We start from the raw sequence: 18,649 nt of genomic DNA, 5'->3' as shown, positions 1-18,649 counted from the left end.
TCACGCGCGATGATAGGGATGCCCTGAAAGAATGGTCGCCGCGCGATAGAGTTGCTCGCCGAGCATGATGCGGACCATCTGGTGCGGCCAGGTCGCGGCACCGAACGAAATCAGCATCTGGGCTTCGTTGCGCAGCGCCTCGTCGTGGCCGTCAGGACCGCCAATGGCAATCATCACGCCGCGCTGGCCGCCGTCGCGCAGCGACGACATCTTGTCGGCAAATTGCTGCGAGGAGAGATTCTTGCCGCGTTCGTCGAGCAGGATGAGTGCGGTTCCCGGCGCCATCTGGGCGCGCAGCCTGTCGGCTTCTTCGCGCCGCCGCTCATCAACGGTCTGGGCACGGCTTTCTGCGATCTCGGTAACTCCGGAAAAGTCGAGGCCGAGCGGGCCGCCGCTTTTCGAGAACCGATCGAGATAGCGGTCGGCGAGTTCCTTCTCGGGGCCGGCTTTCATCCGGCCCACGGCATGTACCCAGACTTTCATCCCTGGCGTCTAGCGGCTCAATGAACCGTTTCTTCCTCGAGATCCGGCGCCTGCCACATCTTTTCGATGTTGTAGAACTCGCGGATTTCGGGCCGAAAGACATGGACGATGATATCGCCTGAATCGATGAGGACCCAGTCGGCACCTGACAGCCCCTCGACGCGGGCGGCGCCGAGACCGGCATCCTTCAGCGCTGTGAGGAGATGATCGGCAACCGCCGCGACATGACGGTGCGATCGACCCGAGGCGATGACCATATAGTCGCCGAGGCTCGATTTCCCCTGAATGTCGATGGAGACGATGTTTTCGGCCTTGGAGTCTTCCAGACTGTCAAGGACTGTCTTGAGGGCGCGGGCAACGGCGTCGAATTCGCCTATCCCGGCCGGCGAAGGCATGACTTCCGCCTTCTTCCGAAGTGCTGTTCTCAGTGTCTTTCCTTTCCGACAGGAACAACCAAATCACCCTGAACTCGGGCGACACCATTTAGATAGGCAGAGTTGGGCTACAGTTTCAAGACAGCGACAACAAGTTGATCGCCCCGGCAGCCCTCGCGCCAGGGTTCCTATGGCTCGGTCGACGGCGGCAGCTGGGCCGACATCGGCGCAAAGCTGCCAGCATCGGCCTCCGGCACCGCCGGACTGATACGCAGGCGCCAGAGCACGAAAGCGGTGAAAAACGCCGCGATGGCTGTGGCGACATACATGAAAGCCTGGGTTCCGTAGACAGCCGTCAGCAAGGTGCCGAGGCCGGGAACGATGAAGCCCGACAGCGACCAGGCAAACAGCATGCTGCTCGACAGTGCCACGAGGTCGTCCTTGTGTGCGCGGTCGCTGGCATGCGCGCTCGACAGCGAGTAGATCGATTCGCTGGTGCCGCTCCACACGACATAGATCGCGACCATCAACGGCAGGGCACTGCCGTCGAAACGGTTTGCCGCAATCCCGGCGATCACCACCAGGAGCCCCGCCGCCACCAGCACATAGCGCCGGTCGGTTCGATCGGAGATCCAGCCCAGCGGGATCTGGAACAGGAGCGTACCGAGGGGCATGGCAAACAACAGCGTCGCCACCTCCTGCTGGCTGAAACCGCTCGCCGTGGCGTGGATCGGCGCGAAGCCGGCGATCATCATCGACAGACCACCAACCGCAAGCATACCGGCGACGCCGACGGGAGAAATCCGCCACGCCCGCGCCAGCGCCACAGAGGCCGCCAGCGGCGGCGGCGGCTGCCGCAGCCGGGTCAGCCCGACGGGCAGGATCGAGATGGCGGCGGAGGCCACGCAAAGCAGCGGCGCCTGCGCGGTTGCGATGTCGACGAAGCGCAGCAGGAACGAACCGATACCGAGGCCGACGACATAAGCGACGTAGAAGATCGCCATGACTCGGCCGCGTATGTCGTTGCCGACGGCGTCGTTGAGCCAGCTCTGCGCGACGATGAACAAGCCGCAGATGGCAAAGCCATAAAGCGCCCGAGCGGCGATCCAGACGAAGGGGAACGTGCCTGCAGCGACGGCAACGTTGGACAGCACGATCAGGGCGGAAAACACCATGTAGGCACGGGCATGGCCGACACGGCGCACCAGCGCTCCGGTGAGCAGGCAGCCGGCAAGGCCGCCCGCCGACAGGCCGGTCAGCATCGTGCCCGCCCAGGTCGGCGCATAGCCCGCGGCCCCCAGGCTGACAGGGATGTAGCCGAACATCAGGCCGTTGCCGACGGCGAGCAGCGCCATCGCCAGGATCACACCGGCAACGGCGATCGCCGGCGTGTGGTCGCCCTCTTCGACTTCGCTGGTCATCCCGTGCCGTTGTTCCATGCAGCCAGTTTCGCGGCTGCGATGCATTGGCGCCGCTGCATTTGCGACATCGGCCGTGCAGGTTCAGCCAATAGTCCGGACTGGATCAAGACGGGCCGACCAGTGTATTTGCCATCGACATCGGCGCAAAAAAGCGTTGTGCAGCAAGCACGATCAAATGAACTTCCCCGCAAGCAGGCATATCGGGGTCGTCCTCATGCCGGAAACAACAATGACCCCTGTTCAGAAAGCCATATGGTACATCGAGAGCCACTACCTCAAGGACATCGGCCTCGATGACATCGCCGCCGCTGGCGGGGTCTCGCGTTTTCACATGTCGCGCGCCTTTGCTGCCGCCACCGGCCAATCGGTCACGGGCTATATCAGGGCCCGCCGCCTGATCGATGCTGCGCTGGCGCTGGCCAAGGGCGCGCCCGACATTCTGGCGGTCGCGCTCGACGCCGGTTACGGCTCGCATGAGGCGTTCACCCGGGCCTTCCGCGATCGCTTTGGGCAGACGCCCGAGGAGGTGCGCGCCAATGGCTCCGTTTCACAGACCCAATGCCTGGAGCTCCTCAAAATGGACGAGACCTTCGTCGAAAACCTCGCCCCGTCGCGCTTCGTCGATGGCGCCCCCCTGCTCATCGCCGGCTTCGGCCAGCGCTACACCAGCGAAACGAGCCTGGCGATACCGTCATTGTGGCAGCGCTTCGGCCCGCATTTTGGCAGCGTGCCCGGCCAGAAGAGCTATGTCGGCTATGGCGTCTGCTGCAATTTTGACGACGACAGTTTCGAGTACATCGCCGGCGTCGAGGTCAAGGATTTCGCCGACCTGACCTCGGAGTACACCCGTCTGCGCATCCCGCCGCAGCGCTACGCAGTGTTTGCCACCACCGACCACATTTCGATGATCCGTCGCATCACCCACACGGTGTGGAGTAAGTGGCTGCCGACATCGGGGCATGAAGCCGCCGATGGTCCCAATTTCGAGCTCTACCCCGAGAGCTTCGACCCGGCGACGGGCAATGGCGGCTACGAGATCTGGATCCCGATCAAAGGCTGACGCAATTCCAGGAAAACTGTACCGCGGTTTTCCGTCCGGACGGCTAGGACTTGTCCTTGGCCGTCCCGTTCCTCAGCGCCGTCGACGACAGCAGGGAACGGGGTCCGTGGATGAAGGTCCAGGCAGGGGCCTTCATCCGCGCCAGCAGCGGCGCGTCACCCTCGTCGACACGTGCATAGTCGAAGGTCTTGGCGACCACAGACGACAGGAACGACAGCGTCGCACCCGGCCTGTCGATGACCGCAATCGGGAAGGTCGTGGCGATCTGCCGCCAGCGCTGCCAGCGATGGAAATCGCGCAGATTGTCGGCACCCATGATCCAGACGAAGTCGACGCCCGGGTTGCGCGCCTTGATCAGTGCCAGCGTGTCGGCGGTGTAGCGCACATTGTAGCTCGCCTCGAAGGCGGTGACCTTGATGCGCGGGTTTTCCGCGATCTGCTCGGACAGTTCGATGCGTCTGGCCAGCGGCGCCAGCTCGCGTGTGCTTTTCAGCGGATTGCCCGGGGTGACCATCCACCACAGCTGGTCGAGTTGCAGGCGGCGCATGGCGATTTCAGCAACGAGGCCATGGCCGGCATGCGGCGGGTTGAACGACCCGCCGAACAGCCCGACCTGCATGCCCTTCATGGCATGCGGCATGCGCAGGTATTTTTGCGGAACTGCCGGCTCCAAGGGTGAGAGCATAGTGCTAGGCGCCCCCCTCTGCCCTGTCGGGCATCTCCCCCTCAAGGGGGGAGATCAGCAGCTCTGACCGCTGCGCAAATTCTGCTGCCTCAAAGAACGGCGAAAGCCGCGTTGATAGCCAATCTCCCCCTCTGAGGGGGAGATGCCCGGCAGGGCAGAGGGGGGTGATTGCGCGCAAAGCCTTCACACCAGCCCGATTTGCCCCGTCACGGCCGAAGCTGGCCGTTGCCGCGCACGCGGTATTTGAACGATGTCAGCTGCTCGACACCGACCGGCCCGCGCGCATGCATCTTGCCGGTGGCGATGCCGATCTCCGCACCCATGCCGAACTCGCCGCCGTCGGCGAACTGGGTTGAGGCGTTGTGCAGCAGGATCGCCGAATCGATCTCGTTGAAGAAACGTTCGACGGCCTTCGCATCCTCGGCAACGATCGCCTCGGTATGGTGGGAGGAGAACGTCTCGATATGCTCGATGGCGCCGGCGACCCCGTCGACAAGCTTCACCGAGATGATGGCGTCGAGATATTCGGTCACCCAGTCGGCATCGGTCGCCGGCTTGGCGTCGGCAAAGGCCGTGACCACATCCGCGTCGGCATGAATTTCACAGCCTGCCTTGCGCAGCGCTTCGAGCACCGGAACCAGATGTGTCGCCGCAACTGCGCGATCAACGAGCAAGGTCTCTGCCGCGCCGCAGATGCCGGTACGGCGCATCTTGGCGTTGACGGCGATCGCCACCGCCATGTCGAGCTTGGCCGATTTGTCGATGTAGAGATGGCAGATGCCCTCGAGATGGGCAAATACCGGCACGCGCGCCTCGGTCTGGACGCGTTCGACAAGGCTCTTGCCGCCACGCGGGATGATGACGTCGAGATTGCCAGACAGGCCCTTCAGCATTTCGCCGACGGCGGCGCGGTCGGCCACCGGCACCAATTGGATCGCGTCCTCGGGCAGATTGGCCGACTTCAGTCCCTCGGCGAGGCAAGAATGAATCGCCAGCGACGAGTTGAGCGAATCCGAGCCGCCGCGCAGGATCACCGGGTTGCCGGCCTTGAGGCACAGCGCACCGGCATCCGCCGTGACATTGGGACGGCTTTCATAGATCACGCCGATGACGCCGAGCGGCGTACGCACGCGCTCGATATGCAGGCCATTGGGGCGGTCCCATGCGGCAATCACTTCGCCGACCGGGTCCCTGAGATCGGCAATGGCGCGGATGCCGTCGGCCATGTCGCGGATTCGGCCCGACGTCAGCTTCAAACGGTCCATGAACGAACCGCTGAGACCGGCCTCCTCACCGTTCTTCACGTCGATGGCGTTGGCGTCGAGAATCTCGTACTCGCGCCGCAGGATGGCCTCGGCCATGCCGATCAGGGCGGCATGCTTGCGTTCGGCGGAGGCGATGGCGAGTGGGCGGGCGGCGGCACGAGCCTTGCGGCCGATCTCGGCCATCAGCCGCGCCGTATCCTCATGGGACTTCTCATGCGCCTTCAGCATGTCCTACCCTTCCGCTTGCACCGCAACCTTGTCCGTGTGGCTGACCACGAGGTCGTCGCGATGGATCATCGCCGAACGTGCCTCATAGCCGAGAACTGTCTCGATTTCGGCAGTCTTCAGCCCAGCGATCCTTACGGCATCCGCAGCGTCATAGGCAACCAGCCCGCGCGCGATCTCGCGCCCCTCGGGCGACAGGATCGCCACCGTGTCGCCGCGCGAAAAATTGCCGCTGACGAGTTTCACGCCCGCGGGCAGCAGCGACTTGCCCGAAAGCAGCGCGCCGACGGCACCCGCATCGACGGTCAGCCGTCCTGCCGGCTCGAGCTGGCCGGCAATCCAGGTCTTGTAGCCCTTGATCGGGTTGCCGCTCGGGCGAAACAAGGTGGAGCGTTCGCCGCGCTCGATCGCCATCAGCGGCGACAGGCGTGTGCCGGCGGTAATGATCATCGCCGTGCCGGCCGCAGTGGCGATCTTGCCGGCGTCGATCTTCGTCCGCATGCCGCCGCGCGACAATTCGGACGCGGCTCCCCCGGCCATCGCCTCGATATCAGGCGTGATGCGGTCGACGACCGGGATGAACTTGGCATTTGGGTCGCCTGCCGGTGGGGCGGTGTAGAGCCCGTCGATGTCGGACAGCAGCACCAAAAGATCAGATCCCATCATCGTCGCCACACGCGCCGCCAGGCGATCATTGTCGCCATAGCGGATTTCGCTCGTAGCCACCGTGTCGTTTTCGTTGATGACCGGCACAGCATTCATCTTGAGCAGCGTCGAGATGGTGGCACGTGCGTTGAGATAGCGCCGGCGCTCCTCGGTGTCGCCGAGCGTGACCAGAATCTGGCCCGACTTCAGCCCCTTGCGGCCGAGCTCTTCCGCCCAGGCGCCCGACAAAGCGATCTGGCCGACGGCCGCGGCGGCCTGGCTCTCTTCCAATTTCAAGGCGCGCTTGCCGAGACCGAGGATGGTGCGGCCAAGCGCGATCGCGCCCGACGAGACGACCAGCACGTCGGCGCCACCTTCGGCCAGCGTTGCGATGTCGTCGGCCATCGAGGCCAGCCATTCGCGCTTGAGACCGGTCGAGCGGTCGACAAGCAGCGCCGAGCCGATCTTGACTGTGATGCGCTTGTAGCTGCGAAGCGTAGGGATCGTCATGACAGTCTACTTCGTCCAGCGCGCGTCGGAGGGTGCCACCTCGCCGCTTGCCTGACGTGCCTCTTCGACCACGCTCATCAGCGCGCGCAGCGTCTCCTCGACGCCCTCGCGCGTCGCCGCCGACAGGAGGATAGGCGCGCGCCCAGCTGCGCGTTTCAACGATGCCATCTTCTTCTTGCGTTCATCTGGATCGAGCGTATCAGCCTGGGAAAGTGCGACCACTTCGAACTTCTCGTCGAGACCGTGGCCATAGGCCTCAAGCTCGCGGCGCACCGTCTTGTAGGCCTTGGCAGGGCTTTCTTCCCGCGCCGAGACCAGGTGCAGCAGCACGCGCGTGCGCTCGACATGGCCAAGGAAACGGTCGCCGATGCCGACACCTTCATGCGCGCCCTCGATCAGACCGGGAATGTCGGCGATGACGAACTCGCGGGCGTCGATGCGGGCGACGCCCAAGCCCGGATGCAGCGTGGTGAAGGGATAGTCGGCAATCTTCGGCTTTGCCGCCGTGACCGAGGCAAGGAAGGTCGACTTGCCGGCATTGGGCAGGCCGACGAGACCGGCATCGGCGATCAGCTTGAGCCTGAGCCAGACCCACATCTCCTGGCCTTCGAGGCCGGGATTGGCCCGCCGCGGCGCCTGGTTGGTCGAGGTCTTGAAATGCTGGTTGCCGAAACCGCCATTGCCACCCTTGGCGAGCAGATAACGCTGGCCGACCTGGGTCAGGTCGCAGATCAGCGTCTCGTTGTCTTCTTCATAGACCTGCGTGCCGACCGGCACCTTGAGCGTGATGTCGGCCCCCTTGGCGCCGGTCATGTTGCGGCCCATGCCGTGAATACCGGTCTGCGCCTTGAAATGCTGCTGGTAACGATAGTCGATCAGCGTGTTGAGACCATCGACGACCTCGAGCCAGACGTCACCACCGCGGCCGCCATCGCCACCGTCCGGGCCGCCGAATTCGATGAACTTTTCGCGCCGGAACGACACTGCACCCGCGCCACCGTTGCCGGAGCGGATGTAAACCTTGGCCTGATCGAGAAATTTCATCGGACTCTTCGTCTTCTGCTGCTATTTCGTTGTTTCAGCGCACTTGCCATAGCGCAAGGCGCGGCGAAGGGCGAGAGCGGATTGGGCCGCGAAGCCCGTATCGAAAGGACGTAGATGAAACTGGTCACCTACAACACCCAGTATGGCGTCGGCCGCGACGGGCGCTACGACCTCGACCGCATTGCCCGCGCCGTCGACGGCGCCGACATCGTGTCGCTGCAGGAGGTGACCCGCAACTTCATGCGCAACGACATGGCCGACATGGTCGACGGCCTTGCCCGCCTGCTGCCCGACTACTTCCATATCTACGGCGTCGCCATGGACATCGACTTCGGCATGCTCGGCACCGACGGCAAGCCCGCCAACAAGCGGCTGCAGTTCGGCAACATGGTGCTGTCGCGCTGGCCCATCGTCGCGTCGCGCAACCTGCTCCTGCCGCGCAGCAAGCGCCTCAGCCGCGGCAACCTGCAGCGCTCAGCGCTGGAAGCGCTTGTTATGGCACCATCGGGTCCGCTGCGTGTCTACTCCGTACACACCGACCACGTCAGCCAGGAGGAGCGCATCGCCCAGATCCGTCACCTCAAGGAACGGGTCTACGCCTTTGCCGCAGAAGGCGGCGTCCTCACCGGTGCTGCCGAATACGGTTTCCCCGAGCTCCCCAGCCCCGAGGAATTCGTTCTCATGGGCGACTTCAACATGGTGCCGGGCTCGCCCGAACATCTCGTCATGACCGGCGTGCCCGACCCGGTGGAAGGTCCGCAGATCGTCGCCCATCACCCTGTCGACGCCTATACGCTGGCGGGCGGAGTTCCGGATGGATCGGTCTCCTGGACCGACACGACCCATCCGGAAAAAACCCGCCTGATCGACTACGTCTTCGTTCAGGCCAACATGGCCGCCAGGGTCAAATCCGTCCGCATCGACAGCGATGCGGCAGGTTCCGACCACCAGCCGGTGTGGGTCGAGTTGGCCTGAGCCGTCCGCCTAGAACCGCGCCCACGACCTGAGGCTCGCCCAGGTCTTGCGGTCGAGCCGGTAACGCTCGACCGGGACCTGGCCGGCGACGATCGAGTTCAGCATGCCCTGGCCGGCATACTGGAAGCCGCACTTGTGGATGACCCGCCGCGACGCCGGGTTGATGACCCGGCACGAGACGTTGAGCACGGCAACATCGGTCGCCCGGAAGGCGAGATCGACGAGCGCATGCGCGGCCTCGGTGGCATAGCCCGACTTCCAGTAGGGTTCGCCGATCCAGTAGCCGAGCTCTAGCCCGCGGTCGGTGACGTTTAGCCCGGCCGAACCGACGAAGGCACCGGTGTCGGCGATGGTGATGGCATAAACCACCCCGCCGCGCCTGCTACGCGCCATCGACAGGAAGGCCCGCGCCTCGGCCTCGCCGTAGGGATGCGGCATCCGCGACAACATCTCGGCGATGTGGCGGTTGTCGGCCAGCTGCACCAGCTCGGGGATGTCGTCCTCGTGCGGTGGCCGCAGGACCAGGCGCTCGGTCAGCAATATCGGACAGTCGATCGACAGCCTTTCGTCTTCGCTGTCTTCCTTCTCGGCAACCATGTGAAATCCTCCAGGAAAATGAAAAAGGGGAGATGGAAACCCATCTCCCCTGATCCTTTTCCTGGCTTGGCCAGACACCGGTTCCCGAGATGGGGCGCCGGTGTTGTAGTGCGGAACCGGCTACTCCGCGGCCTTGAGAATCGGATTAACCGATACGTAGGTTCGGCCATTGGCTTTTTTGTTGAAGGTCACGGCGCCGGCTTCGAGCGCAAAAAGGGTGTGATCCTTGCCCATGCCGACATTGACGCCGGGATGCCAGGTGGTGCCGCGTTGACGAACGATAATGTTGCCCGGAATCACGGACTCGCTACCGAACTTCTTGACGCCAAGGCGCTTCGACTCTGAATCGCGACCGTTGCGCGACGAACCGCCAGCTTTTTTATGTGCCATGGATGTTCTCCTTCAGCGCTCTGATTACTCTGATTCCGCGACGGCTGCAGCCTTTTTCGGCGCTGCCTTCTTCGCGGACTTTTCTGCAGCTGCATCAGCTGCGGCTTCGGCCTTCACTGCCGCCTTCTTCGAAGGCTTCGCACCGCCGGTCAGGATCTCGGAGATCCGGACAGTGGTGTGGTGCTGGCGGTGACCGCGGGCGCGACGCGAGTTCTGGCGGCGACGCTTCTTGAAGGCGATGACGGTCTTGTTGCGGCCGTGCTCGACCACCTCAGCCGTCACCACTGCGCCAGCGACGAAGGGCGCGCCGATCTCGGCGTTTTCACCTTCGCCAACGGCGAGCACTTCAACGAATTCCACGGTGTCGCCGGCGGCGCCGACGAGCTTCTCAACCTTGATCACATCATTGGCGGCAACGCGATACTGCTTACCGCCCGTTTTGATGACTGCGAACATTTTGTGCCTTTCGCTGTTCGGTCGGCCTTTTCGGCCGTCTTTTTGTCAGTCGTTACAGGTTCATGACAAACGGCGCAGAGGACCCTCCACGCCGATTGCAGGGGTCCCGTAACCGAAGGTTGCCATGAAGTCAAGGCGAACACCTTGGCAAAGCTGCGCTTTTGAGCCCGGCCAGGCCTCCCGTGCCGAGGCGAGCCTCACGCAGCCCAGTCCCGGATACAGGCTTCAGCTCAAGCGAACAACTGCCGAGGCGACGCCCGCATAAACCCAAACGCCCGTGAAGCCAGTCTCTCGGACCGAGATTTTCCACCGGGCTGACGCAGCGTCCATCTGGCTAAATCGGCTCAATGAAAAAGATACGCCAACTCGGTCACATTTAGCCTTGTGCGACAGGCCATGAGCCGTTATTTACTGCGCCGCGCCGGCAACGGCCGATCACGACCGCGGAGAGGTGGCAGAGTGGTCGAATGCACCGCACTCGAAATGCGGCATGGGTGCAAGCCCATCGGGGGTTCGAATCCCTCCCTCTCCGCCAGACACCGCCGCTTCTACGCTTAAAGCCCTAAATATCTTGAGGCCGCAACGGCAGCTTCCCGCCTTCATTGCCGATGTTCGGCATTGCTGCTTTAGAGTGCAGATTATGGTTCATGATCGCGCCCACCTTGAGATAGCGTTCCGTGCCAAGGCACGCCTGAAGTTCCTTTTCTTCTGGGGGCACCAGCCTGCAAAGGATGGACGGATAACTGCCTCATGCTTCAGCCAGTGGTGGTCTGCGGCCTTTGAGGTGGCAAGCATCGGCTATCCCACGGCTGAGCATTGGATGATGGCTGAGAAGGCACGGCTGTTTGGCGACCAAGACGCGGTGCAGCACGTCGTTGAGGCGCGAAGTCCCAAGCAGGCGAAGCAGATCGGTCGCGAGGTGCGCGGTTTTGATGAGGCGCGTTGGGATGGAGAGAAGCGCCGCATCGTCACTGAAGGAAGCTTCGCAAACTTCTCACAGAACAAGGCGCTCGGGGCATTTCTGCTGTCTACCGGCAATCAGATTACCTCGGCATCTATGGCGGCACCAAATGGGGTGCCGTCGCCTTCAGAGGCGGTCTTGCCTACAGCCTGAGCGACATCGACGGTAGCCGCGCGGTCGGCTTCCCAGGCTTCTCCGACACGCTGAAGCACAGTTACCGCGCCGTCACGGCACAAGCCTTCGGAGAATTGGGCTATGACATGGAGGTCGGCCAGAGCTCCTTCGAACCCTTCGCCAATCTCGCCTACGTCAATCTCCACACGGATGGCTTTGCCGAACAAGGGGGCGCTGCGGCTCTCACCGTCGCAAGGGATTCGACCGACGTCACCTCACCACCGTCGGGTTGCGCGCTTCGACCGCATTACAGTGGCAGGCATAGAAACCAGGGCACGCGGCATGCTCGGCTGGCGCCACGCTTTCGGCAACACGTTTCCCTCGTCAGTCAATGCCTTTGGCGGCTCCAGCGCTTTCTCTGTCGCGGGGGCACCGATCGCCAGAGACAGCGCCATTGCCGAGGCCGGGCTCGACTTCGACATCTCCGCGGCTGCAAGCGTCGGCCTTGCCTATCATGGCCATCTGGCATCCGACGCACAGGATCACAGCTTCAAGGCAAACCTTGCGGTGCAGTTCTAGCCGTCTTCATGCACGCCATGCCGACCGTGGACGACTACCGGGACCTGAAGATGGTCGTGTATCTTCTGCAGCCGCGACGGCGTTTGCCGGCCGACCTGGCTACGGGCCTGGATGGGCCAGCCCTTGCCCGTCAGCGTGCGTGCGCACGCGCATGGTCGACATAGATCTCGCGCAGCCGCGTGACGACCGGTCCCGGCTTGCCGTCGCCGATCGGCTTGCCATCGATGCGGGTCACCGGCATGACGAAGGTCGAAGCGCTGGTGATGAAGGCTTCGGCAGCGGCCTGGGCTTCCTCGACGGTAAAGCGGCGTTGCTCGAGCGTTAGGCCGCCCTCCTCGGCCAACTGGACAAGCGCCTGCCGCGTACAGCCGGGCAGCGTGCGCTGGCTGTTGGCGGGTGAGACGATCTTGCCGTCATGGGTAACGATATAGGCGGTCGACGACGCACCTTCGGAGACATGACCGTCCTCGACCATCCACGCCTCGTCGCAACCTTCCGCCTTGGCGTCGCGCTTGGCCAACACCTGCGGCAGCAGGGACACGCTCTTGATGTCGCGCCTTGCCCAGCGCAGGTCGGCCAGCGTCTTGACGGCAATGCCGGTCCTTGCTGCGGCAACATCGACAAGCACCTTCGGCTGCGTCAACAGCAGGAGTGTCGGCTCCAGCTCCTCGCCGAACAGGAAGTTCCGCTCTTCGGCGCCCCGCGTCAGTTGCAGGTAGACAAGCCCTTCCTGCAGACCGTTGCGCTCGATTAGACCGTGCTCGATCTCTTCGATGGCAGCGGTGGTGATGGGCAGGCGCAAGCCAAGTTCACGGGCCGAACGCTCCAGACGCGCCATGTGCAGGTCGCTGTCGACTAGCTTGCCGTCGAGAACCGCCGTCACCTCGTAGATGCCGTCGGCAAACAGGAAGCCGCGATCGAAGATCGACAGTTTGGCCTCAGCGGCAGGCAGGTAGCTGCCATTCAGCCAGACGATGCGGTCTTGTCCACCGGCCATAGGTACTCTCCAATGCAAGTGAGATGTCAGCGCGCCTTGTACAGGCCCAGCGCCCCGATGGAAATTGCCTTATGCGAGACGGCGCCGCTGTCACGTATGGTTCCGAAGGGCTTCCGCGCAGGCCTCGAGATAGGCGTAACCATATCTCAGGTCGGGTTCGAGATACGCCCCCTCGCCCCACTCGTTCCAGGCATTGATGAAGACAAGGCGCTCGTTTGCAGGATTGGCCTGCGCGCGCTTCATCGCGTCCCCGAGCCATTGCTCGAACAGATCGGGCGTCGAGCCATGGTAGATCTGGGCAGACGTCGGACGGCGCGCGCTGTTGTCCCATGACGGCATGACGCCGGGATGGACGACGCCTGCCTCGACCGACTTCACCTTTTCCGCTGCCACCACGTCGGCGTAGCGTCGAATACGACCGCTGTCCCGGAAGCGTGAGACGGACAAGCTGCTTTCGATACTCGGCGTGCGGATGTTGTGCGGCGGAAACTCGGACAGCGCATCGAAGCCGTGGTCGCGATGCGCGCTGAAATCAAAGGCATTCGTCGCGATCAGGTAGATCCCAGGATATCCGAGCCTGGTCATCTCTGCGCGCCAGCGTGCGATGGTGGCTTTCATGTCCGGGAAGAGGCTCGCGCGATAAACGGTGAAAACCGGCTTGCCGTCGATTTTCAGATAGCGGGGATCGCGGAAATATTTGTCGAGGCCGCGAATGACCGCGATGTCGTCCTCCGCCGAATGCCGCTGCGCCAGAAGCACGTCCTGCTCGCGCCCGGACCAGCGTCGCGACCAGGTTTCGTTGGCCCAGCACAGGGAGAATGGCAGGTCGAGATCGGCGGTTGCCAGGTAATGGTCCAGCGGACCTTCCAGCAGACGCCGACCACCAAACCAGTAGAAATGAAAGCAGAAGGCTGAGATGCCATAGAGCTTGGCCAATTCGACCTGCCGGCGCATGACTTCAGGCAATCGCAGGTCATAATATCCCAGTTCTCCCGGCAGCCGCGGCTGGTAGTGACCTTCGAAGACAGGGAACGCGCGCGCAACGTTGCGCCATTCGGTGAAGCCGTTCCCCCACCACTCGTCGTTCTCCGCCGTCGGATGAAACTGCGGCAAGTAATACGCCACCAGGCGGACGTCGGTCGCGGCCGGCTTTTCGCTTGCTATCGGCTTATAGTCACCGGCCGGATAATGGCCAAGGAGATTGCGGACCTGTGTCTCGTATAGCCGGTCCGACGGCTGTGACCTTGCCAGCCATCGGGACGGCTGCGCGATCCGCCGCAACGTTCCCCAGACTCTGCGCAAGAAGGGTGGCCTTTCACGCCACGGGGCGCCTGACAGAGCGTTCACTGGCGCTTCCCGAAACTGCTCATAGGGCCGCCATTCAATCCGTTTGCAAATCCCAGAAGCTTGGAGCGTCGCGCACTGGAGAACAGCACATGCGGCCACAGCAGCTTCAGCCATGTACGGAAACGCTCGGCGGGTACGTCAAGCGGCATCTGGTGCTTGTTCATGACATAGACCAGCGACCGGCCCATCGCTTCACCCTTGATGCGGCCCGACTCGACCGACCGTGCGCTGGAGCGGCCTTCCGCATGGTCGACGGCAGCACCTGCAGCAAGCCGCAACTCGACACCGACCCGCAGCAGCCGCAAGCTGAGGTCGTCGTCCTCGTGGAACAGGAAGATGTTCTGGTCGAAGCCGCCAACCTGCTCGAAATGCTTGCGCCTGATGAAGATGCAGGCGCCATGCAGGACCGGGATGACGCAATCATGGTTGGGTGGCGCCCCGTGCCAAAAGTCGGACGCCGGCAGCAGTCGCGACCACCGTCTGAAGCGCCGGCGCGAGCCCGAATAGAAACGCGGATTGAAGGCGGCGTCGGGATGGGCAGCGGCTGCAGCAACAAGCGCCTCTATCGCGCCCGCCTCGAAGCGAAGGTCAGGATTGGCAAGCAGCAGGAATGGCGCATTGCCGGCGGCCGCGCCGACATTGCAGGCGCTGCCATAGCCGACATTTTCCTCGATCTCGATAACCTTCGCCCCGGCAGCCTCGGCAAGCGCCACGGAGTCGTCGACGCTGGCGTTGTCGACGACAACAACGTTTGCACAACTCGGAACAGTCGCCAAAAACACTGGCAAGACTGAGCCGCTGTTGTGGGTAACGACGATCAGATCCACTTCCGGTTTCATAAAGTCGTCCGCATCAACTTGACTTAACGTAAATGTCGACTCCTACCCAAAGCAGTGAGCTTTTCCTCGTCTCGCATCTATGCAGCGAAACGGCTGTCCGGACAACATTTGTACAATCACAGCTTCTTTCCGCCGTAGCAATCGGGTGATCAACCAAACGGGAACCTTGCGGCAACGGGCAACGGGCGTTCGCTTTCGAAAGCGCTCAGGGTCAGATTCACCTGTTTGCAGATCCGACCAGTTCCGTGACCAGGCCCGCGACCCGCTCTCGCCACTCGCCGGCACGGTAGCCGAAATCGCGGGCAAAGGCGTCCGAGCTCAGTTGCGAATTCGCCGGCCGCGCGGCCTTTGCTGGCCATTGCTCACTGCCGACAGGTTCTGCAAGCGCGGATGGTCCGCCGAGCGACGCACTGACGGTAAAGACGTGAGTGGCCAGCTCAAACCAATTGGCGCGGCCCTGGCCGGCGAGATGGTAGAGGCCCTGCGGAAAGCCGCCTTGCTTGCGCCACGAGGCAGCTGCCGCCAGCAAGCCGTCGGCGAGATCACGGGCCTCCGTCGGATTGCCGAACTGGTCGGCCACGACCTGCAGCCTGTCGCGTGTCGCCGCGAGCGTGAGCATCGTCTTGACGAAGTTGCGGCCATGGCGGCTGACGACCCAGGCCGTGCGCACCACCAGGTGGTCCGGATTGCCGGCACGGACGGCTTCCTCGCCCGCCAGCTTGCTGCGCCCATAGACCGTCTGCGGGTTGGGCATGTCCGTCTCTGAGTAAGGCTGCGCCGCCTTGCCATCAAACACGTAGTCCGTCGAAACCTGGACGATCGGGATGCCCGCAAGCCTGGTCAGCCGAGCCAATTCCGCCGGCGCCTCGGCATTGATGCGAAACGCGCGCTGGGGTTCGTCTTCCTGCTGATCGACGCCGGTGTGCGCGGCGGCATTGATGACCATATCAGGCGCGACCGATTTCAGGACCGGGGCAAATGTCGCGAGATCTTCAAGGTCGAGGTCAGGCCGACCGACAAGGACGATATCTGCTTTTCCCTTGGCGCGCTCGGCAAGCGAGAGCGCCAATTGGCCGGATGTTCCGGTAACCAGAATCTTCACTTGGCGGCGACCAGTCCCTGGCGGGTTCCGTCGAAGCGCTGCTCGCGGATCGGGCGCCACCACCAGCCATTGGCGAGATACCAGTCGACGGTCCGGGCGAGGCCGGTCTCAAAGGTTTCCAGCGGCGTCCAGCCCAGTTCCTGCTCGCTCTTGGTCGGATCTATCGCATAGCGCCGGTCATGTCCGGGCCGGTCGGTAACATAGGTGATGAGGTCGAGATGCGAGCGGCCGCCATTGCGGGGGCGGCGTGCATCAAGCAGGGCACAGATGGCTTCGACAACTTCGAGATTGGTGCGTTCGGCACGTCCGCCGATGTTGTAGCTCTCACCAATCCGGCCCCGGGTCATGACCGCTTCGAGTGCCCTGGCGTGATCCTCGACGAACAGCCAGTCACGGATGTTGGCGCCTTTGCCATAGACCGGCAGCGGCTGCTCATCCAACGCGTTGGCGATGACCAGCGGGATCAGCTTTTCCGGGAAGTGGTAGGGCCCGTAATTGTTCGAACAGTTGGAAAGGACCACCGGCAATCCGTAGGTCTCGTGCCAGGCGCGCACGAAGTGATCGGACGCCGCCTTCGATGCCGAATAAGGCGACGACGGCTTGTAGGGCGAGTCCTCGGTGAAGACGCCGGAATCGAAAGGCAGGTCGCCGAACACCTCGTCGGTCGAGACGTGATGGAAGCGGAAGCGCTTGCGTGCCTCCTCCCCAAGGCTACGCCAGTGGTCGACCACGGCCTGCAGCAGGCTCGCCGTGCCAACGACATTGGTGGTGACGAAGGCCATAGGCCCATCGATCGATCGGTCGACGTGGCTTTCTGCCGCCAGGTGCATGACGAGATCGACGGCTTCGTCTGCGAGAATCTTGCGCACCTTGTCGGTGTCGCAGATGTCGACCTTCCGGAAGACATAGTTCGGATTGCCATCGAGATCACGCAGCGACGTCAGATTGCCGGCATAGGTCAGCTTGTCCAGGTTAACGACGCGGTACTTGCCGCTTGCCACCAGATGCCGGCAGACGGCCGAGCCGATGAAACCGGCGCCACCGGTGACCAGCACAGTTTGAGGGACGTTTTTCACGGGTAGACAAATCCGGTTTCGACATCAGTCAGCAAGGGGGCGGCAGCATCCTTGTCCGACAGGATCAGGTCTTGTGCGGCTACCGGCCAATCGATCGCGATGTCGGGGTCATCGAAGCGGATCGAACGGTCATGCGGCTGCGAATAGGGTGCCGACACCTTGTAGGCAACTTCGGTGTCGGGCTCGAGCGTAACAAAGCCATGCGCGAAGCCCTTGGGCACCAATATCTGATTCCATTCTTTGGCGGAAACCGTCAGCCCCACCCATTTGCCGAAGGTCGGCGAGCCCACGCGAATGTCGATGGCGACGTCGTAGATCGATCCGCGCAGGACCCGCACCAGCTTGTCCTGTGCAAAGGGCGGCTTCTGGAAATGCAGCCCCCGCAACACGCCGCGCTCCCGCGACAGCGAGTGATTGTCCTGCACGAAATCGACGGCGATGCCTGCCTGGGCAAGCTTTTCGGCATTCCAGGTCTCGGAAAAGAAACCGCGTGCGTCATCGAACCTGGGGACGCGTATTTCGCAAACGCCGTCCAGGCCGAGTTTGCTCACCTCAACCATGACCGATTTCCCTGACCCGGCGCTCGAGATAGCGGGCGTAGTCGGTCTTGCCGAGCTCGGCGGCACGGTGCAACACGTCCTCTTCGCTGACCCAGCCGAGTTCGAAGCCGATCTCTTCCGGGCACATGATCTTGATGCCCTGGCGATGCTCGATGGTGCGCACGAAGGACGACGCCTCGTGGAGGCTGTCATGAGTGCCGGTATCGAGCCAGGCGTAGCCCCTGCCCAGGCGGACGACATGCAACGTATCGCGCTCGAGATAGGTGCGGTTGACGTCGGTGATCTCCAGTTCGCCACGCGCTGATGGCTTGATCGACGAGGCAATGTCGACCACCGAATTGTCGTAGAAATAGAGGCCGGTCACCGCCCAGTTCGAGCGCGGCTGCGCAGGCTTTTCTTCGATCGACAGGGCACGCTGGGTCTCCCGGTCGAATGACACGACGCCATAACGCTGCGGATCCTCGACATGATAGGCAAAGACCGAAGCGCCGCTCTCGCGGGCAACGGCTGCCCGACAGCGCTCCGACAGGCCGTCGCCATAGAAGATGTTGTCGCCAAGTATAAGCGCCACCGGGCTGTTGCCGATGAACTCGCGTCCGATGATGAACGCTTCGGCCAAGCCGTTGGGAGAAGGTTGGACGGCATAGGAAAACGACACGCCAAACGCCGAGCCGTCGCCGAGCAACTGCTGGAACTGCGGCAGATCGCGCGGCGTCGAGATGATAAGGATGTCCTGAATACCCGCCAGCATGAGAACGCCGAGCGGATAATAGATCATCGGCTTATCATATATCGGAAGTATCTGCTTCGATACTGCAAGTGTTGCAGGGTAGAGTCGCGTGCCACTACCGCCCGCAAGTATAATTCCCTTCACGGTACATCCCCGGTGTCGTTGCCTTCTGACCCCCGTCCCGGCTGACAATCCGCAATAGACCGTATGGCAC

21 protein-coding genes, 1 tRNA gene and 1 pseudogene are annotated in these 18,649 nt (G+C 63.0%); 6 read left to right on the top strand and 17 right to left on the bottom strand.

Annotated elements, in window-relative coordinates; genetic code table 11:
* The 3 genes from rlmH to SLT36_RS05845 all read right to left on the bottom strand — a co-directional run bounded on the left by rlmH (position 1) and on the right by SLT36_RS05845 (position 2,278).
* Positions 1–483: a 23S rRNA (pseudouridine(1915)-N(3))-methyltransferase RlmH gene (gene rlmH, locus SLT36_RS05855; protein ID WP_067956598.1), complete on the bottom strand. Its 483-nt coding sequence runs from the start codon at positions 481–483 to the stop codon at positions 1–3.
* Between the two features lie 17 nt (positions 484–500).
* Positions 501–878, bottom strand: a complete 378-nt coding sequence (rsfS, locus tag SLT36_RS05850; RefSeq protein ID WP_067956597.1) for a ribosome silencing factor — start codon at positions 876–878, stop codon at positions 501–503.
* Positions 879–1,045: 167 nt separating this feature from the next.
* Positions 1,046–2,278 carry an MFS transporter gene (locus SLT36_RS05845; RefSeq protein ID WP_432286280.1) on the bottom strand — a complete coding sequence of 411 codons (1,233 nt, stop codon included), beginning with the start codon at positions 2,276–2,278 and terminating at the stop codon, positions 1,046–1,048.
* Between the two features lie 229 nt (positions 2,279–2,507).
* Here SLT36_RS05845 and SLT36_RS05840 point away from each other — a divergent pair, with 229 nt between their 5' ends.
* Positions 2,508–3,338: an AraC family transcriptional regulator gene (locus tag SLT36_RS05840; RefSeq protein WP_432286279.1), complete on the top strand. Its 831-nt coding sequence runs from the start codon at positions 2,508–2,510 to the stop codon at positions 3,336–3,338.
* 43 nt (positions 3,339–3,381) lie between these two features.
* Here the strand turns inward: SLT36_RS05840 and SLT36_RS05835 are convergent, their stop codons facing one another.
* The 4 genes from SLT36_RS05835 to obgE all read right to left on the bottom strand — a co-directional run bounded on the left by SLT36_RS05835 (position 3,382) and on the right by obgE (position 7,712).
* On the bottom strand, positions 3,382–3,978 hold the full coding sequence (locus SLT36_RS05835) for a nicotinate-nucleotide adenylyltransferase (RefSeq protein ID WP_432288265.1): 597 nt from the start codon (positions 3,976–3,978) through the stop codon (positions 3,382–3,384).
* 251 nt (positions 3,979–4,229) lie between these two features.
* Positions 4,230–5,516: a glutamate-5-semialdehyde dehydrogenase gene (locus SLT36_RS05830; RefSeq protein WP_432286278.1), complete on the bottom strand. Its 1,287-nt coding sequence runs from the start codon at positions 5,514–5,516 to the stop codon at positions 4,230–4,232.
* Between the two features lie 3 nt (positions 5,517–5,519).
* Positions 5,520–6,668 (bottom strand): glutamate 5-kinase, encoded by a 1,149-nt coding sequence (gene proB, locus SLT36_RS05825; protein ID WP_432286277.1) that lies wholly within the window; start codon positions 6,666–6,668, stop codon positions 5,520–5,522.
* A 6-nt stretch (positions 6,669–6,674) separates the two neighbouring features.
* Positions 6,675–7,712, bottom strand: coding sequence for a GTPase ObgE (obgE, locus tag SLT36_RS05820; RefSeq protein ID WP_067956589.1), 1,038 nt, complete (start codon positions 7,710–7,712; stop codon positions 6,675–6,677).
* A 114-nt stretch (positions 7,713–7,826) separates the two neighbouring features.
* Between obgE and SLT36_RS05815 the strand changes: the two genes are divergently transcribed.
* Positions 7,827–8,687, top strand: a complete 861-nt coding sequence (locus SLT36_RS05815; RefSeq protein ID WP_432286276.1) for an endonuclease/exonuclease/phosphatase family protein — start codon at positions 7,827–7,829, stop codon at positions 8,685–8,687.
* A 9-nt stretch (positions 8,688–8,696) separates the two neighbouring features.
* On the opposite strand, the gene SLT36_RS05810 is transcribed toward SLT36_RS05815, so the two are convergent.
* The 3 genes from SLT36_RS05810 to rplU all read right to left on the bottom strand — a co-directional run bounded on the left by SLT36_RS05810 (position 8,697) and on the right by rplU (position 10,130).
* Positions 8,697–9,284 (bottom strand): GNAT family N-acetyltransferase, encoded by a 588-nt coding sequence (locus SLT36_RS05810; protein WP_067956586.1) that lies wholly within the window; start codon positions 9,282–9,284, stop codon positions 8,697–8,699.
* A gap of 120 nt (positions 9,285–9,404) precedes the next feature.
* Positions 9,405–9,674: a 50S ribosomal protein L27 gene (gene rpmA, locus SLT36_RS05805; RefSeq protein WP_055974797.1), complete on the bottom strand. Its 270-nt coding sequence runs from the start codon at positions 9,672–9,674 to the stop codon at positions 9,405–9,407.
* A gap of 24 nt (positions 9,675–9,698) precedes the next feature.
* A complete protein-coding gene (rplU, locus tag SLT36_RS05800) occupies positions 9,699–10,130 on the bottom strand; it encodes a 50S ribosomal protein L21 (RefSeq protein ID WP_432286275.1) in 432 nt (143 codons plus the stop codon).
* Positions 10,131–10,575: 445 nt separating this feature from the next.
* Between rplU and SLT36_RS05795 the strand changes: the two genes are divergently transcribed.
* From SLT36_RS05795 to SLT36_RS05780, 4 genes and pseudogenes are all read left to right on the top strand, one after another.
* Positions 10,576–10,665 (top strand) — tRNA-Ser (locus SLT36_RS05795).
* Positions 10,666–10,770: 105 nt separating this feature from the next.
* Entirely contained in the window at positions 10,771–11,244 is a 474-nt protein-coding gene (locus tag SLT36_RS05790; protein WP_432286274.1) for an NADAR family protein, read from the top strand.
* Positions 11,148–11,447, top strand: a pseudogene (locus SLT36_RS05785) (autotransporter outer membrane beta-barrel domain-containing protein); the annotation flags it as partial. The gene SLT36_RS05790 and the pseudogene SLT36_RS05785, both read left to right, overlap by 97 nt.
* 70 nt (positions 11,448–11,517) lie before the next feature.
* Complete coding sequence (locus SLT36_RS05780; RefSeq protein WP_432286273.1) at positions 11,518–11,784, top strand: autotransporter domain-containing protein; 267 nt, start codon at positions 11,518–11,520, stop codon at positions 11,782–11,784.
* 130 nt (positions 11,785–11,914) lie between these two features.
* Here SLT36_RS05780 and SLT36_RS05775 read toward each other — a convergent pair whose 3' ends face one another.
* From SLT36_RS05775 to rfbA, 7 genes are all read right to left on the bottom strand, one after another.
* Positions 11,915–12,781 (bottom strand): D-amino-acid transaminase, encoded by an 867-nt coding sequence (locus SLT36_RS05775; RefSeq protein WP_432286272.1) that lies wholly within the window; start codon positions 12,779–12,781, stop codon positions 11,915–11,917.
* A gap of 90 nt (positions 12,782–12,871) precedes the next feature.
* Complete coding sequence (locus tag SLT36_RS05770; RefSeq protein ID WP_432286271.1) at positions 12,872–14,242, bottom strand: glycosyltransferase WbsX family protein; 1,371 nt, start codon at positions 14,240–14,242, stop codon at positions 12,872–12,874.
* Positions 14,125–14,967, bottom strand: a complete 843-nt coding sequence (locus SLT36_RS05765) for a glycosyltransferase family 2 protein (protein WP_432286270.1) — start codon at positions 14,965–14,967, stop codon at positions 14,125–14,127. The genes SLT36_RS05770 and SLT36_RS05765 overlap by 118 nt, the downstream gene beginning before the upstream one ends.
* 217 nt (positions 14,968–15,184) lie before the next feature.
* Complete coding sequence (gene rfbD / locus SLT36_RS05760) at positions 15,185–16,069, bottom strand: dTDP-4-dehydrorhamnose reductase (protein ID WP_432288264.1); 885 nt, start codon at positions 16,067–16,069, stop codon at positions 15,185–15,187.
* Positions 16,066–17,145 (bottom strand): dTDP-glucose 4,6-dehydratase, encoded by a 1,080-nt coding sequence (gene rfbB, locus SLT36_RS05755; protein ID WP_432286269.1) that lies wholly within the window; start codon positions 17,143–17,145, stop codon positions 16,066–16,068. The genes rfbD and rfbB overlap by 4 nt, the downstream gene beginning before the upstream one ends.
* On the bottom strand, positions 17,142–17,705 hold the full coding sequence (rfbC, locus tag SLT36_RS05750; protein WP_432286268.1) for a dTDP-4-dehydrorhamnose 3,5-epimerase: 564 nt from the start codon (positions 17,703–17,705) through the stop codon (positions 17,142–17,144). Before rfbC ends, rfbB begins: the two co-directional genes overlap by 4 nt.
* On the bottom strand, positions 17,698–18,579 hold the full coding sequence (rfbA, locus tag SLT36_RS05745) for a glucose-1-phosphate thymidylyltransferase RfbA (RefSeq protein WP_432286267.1): 882 nt from the start codon (positions 18,577–18,579) through the stop codon (positions 17,698–17,700). Before rfbA ends, rfbC begins: the two co-directional genes overlap by 8 nt.
* Positions 18,580–18,649 lie beyond the last annotated feature (70 nt).

Origin of the sequence: Aminobacter sp. BA135, from assembly GCF_050859125.1 — a bacterium.
GTDB lineage: Bacteria > Pseudomonadota > Alphaproteobacteria > Rhizobiales > Rhizobiaceae > Aminobacter > Aminobacter ciceronei.
Note: the sequence above shows the minus strand (reverse complement) of the source record. Positions and strands in the feature narration are given on the sequence as shown.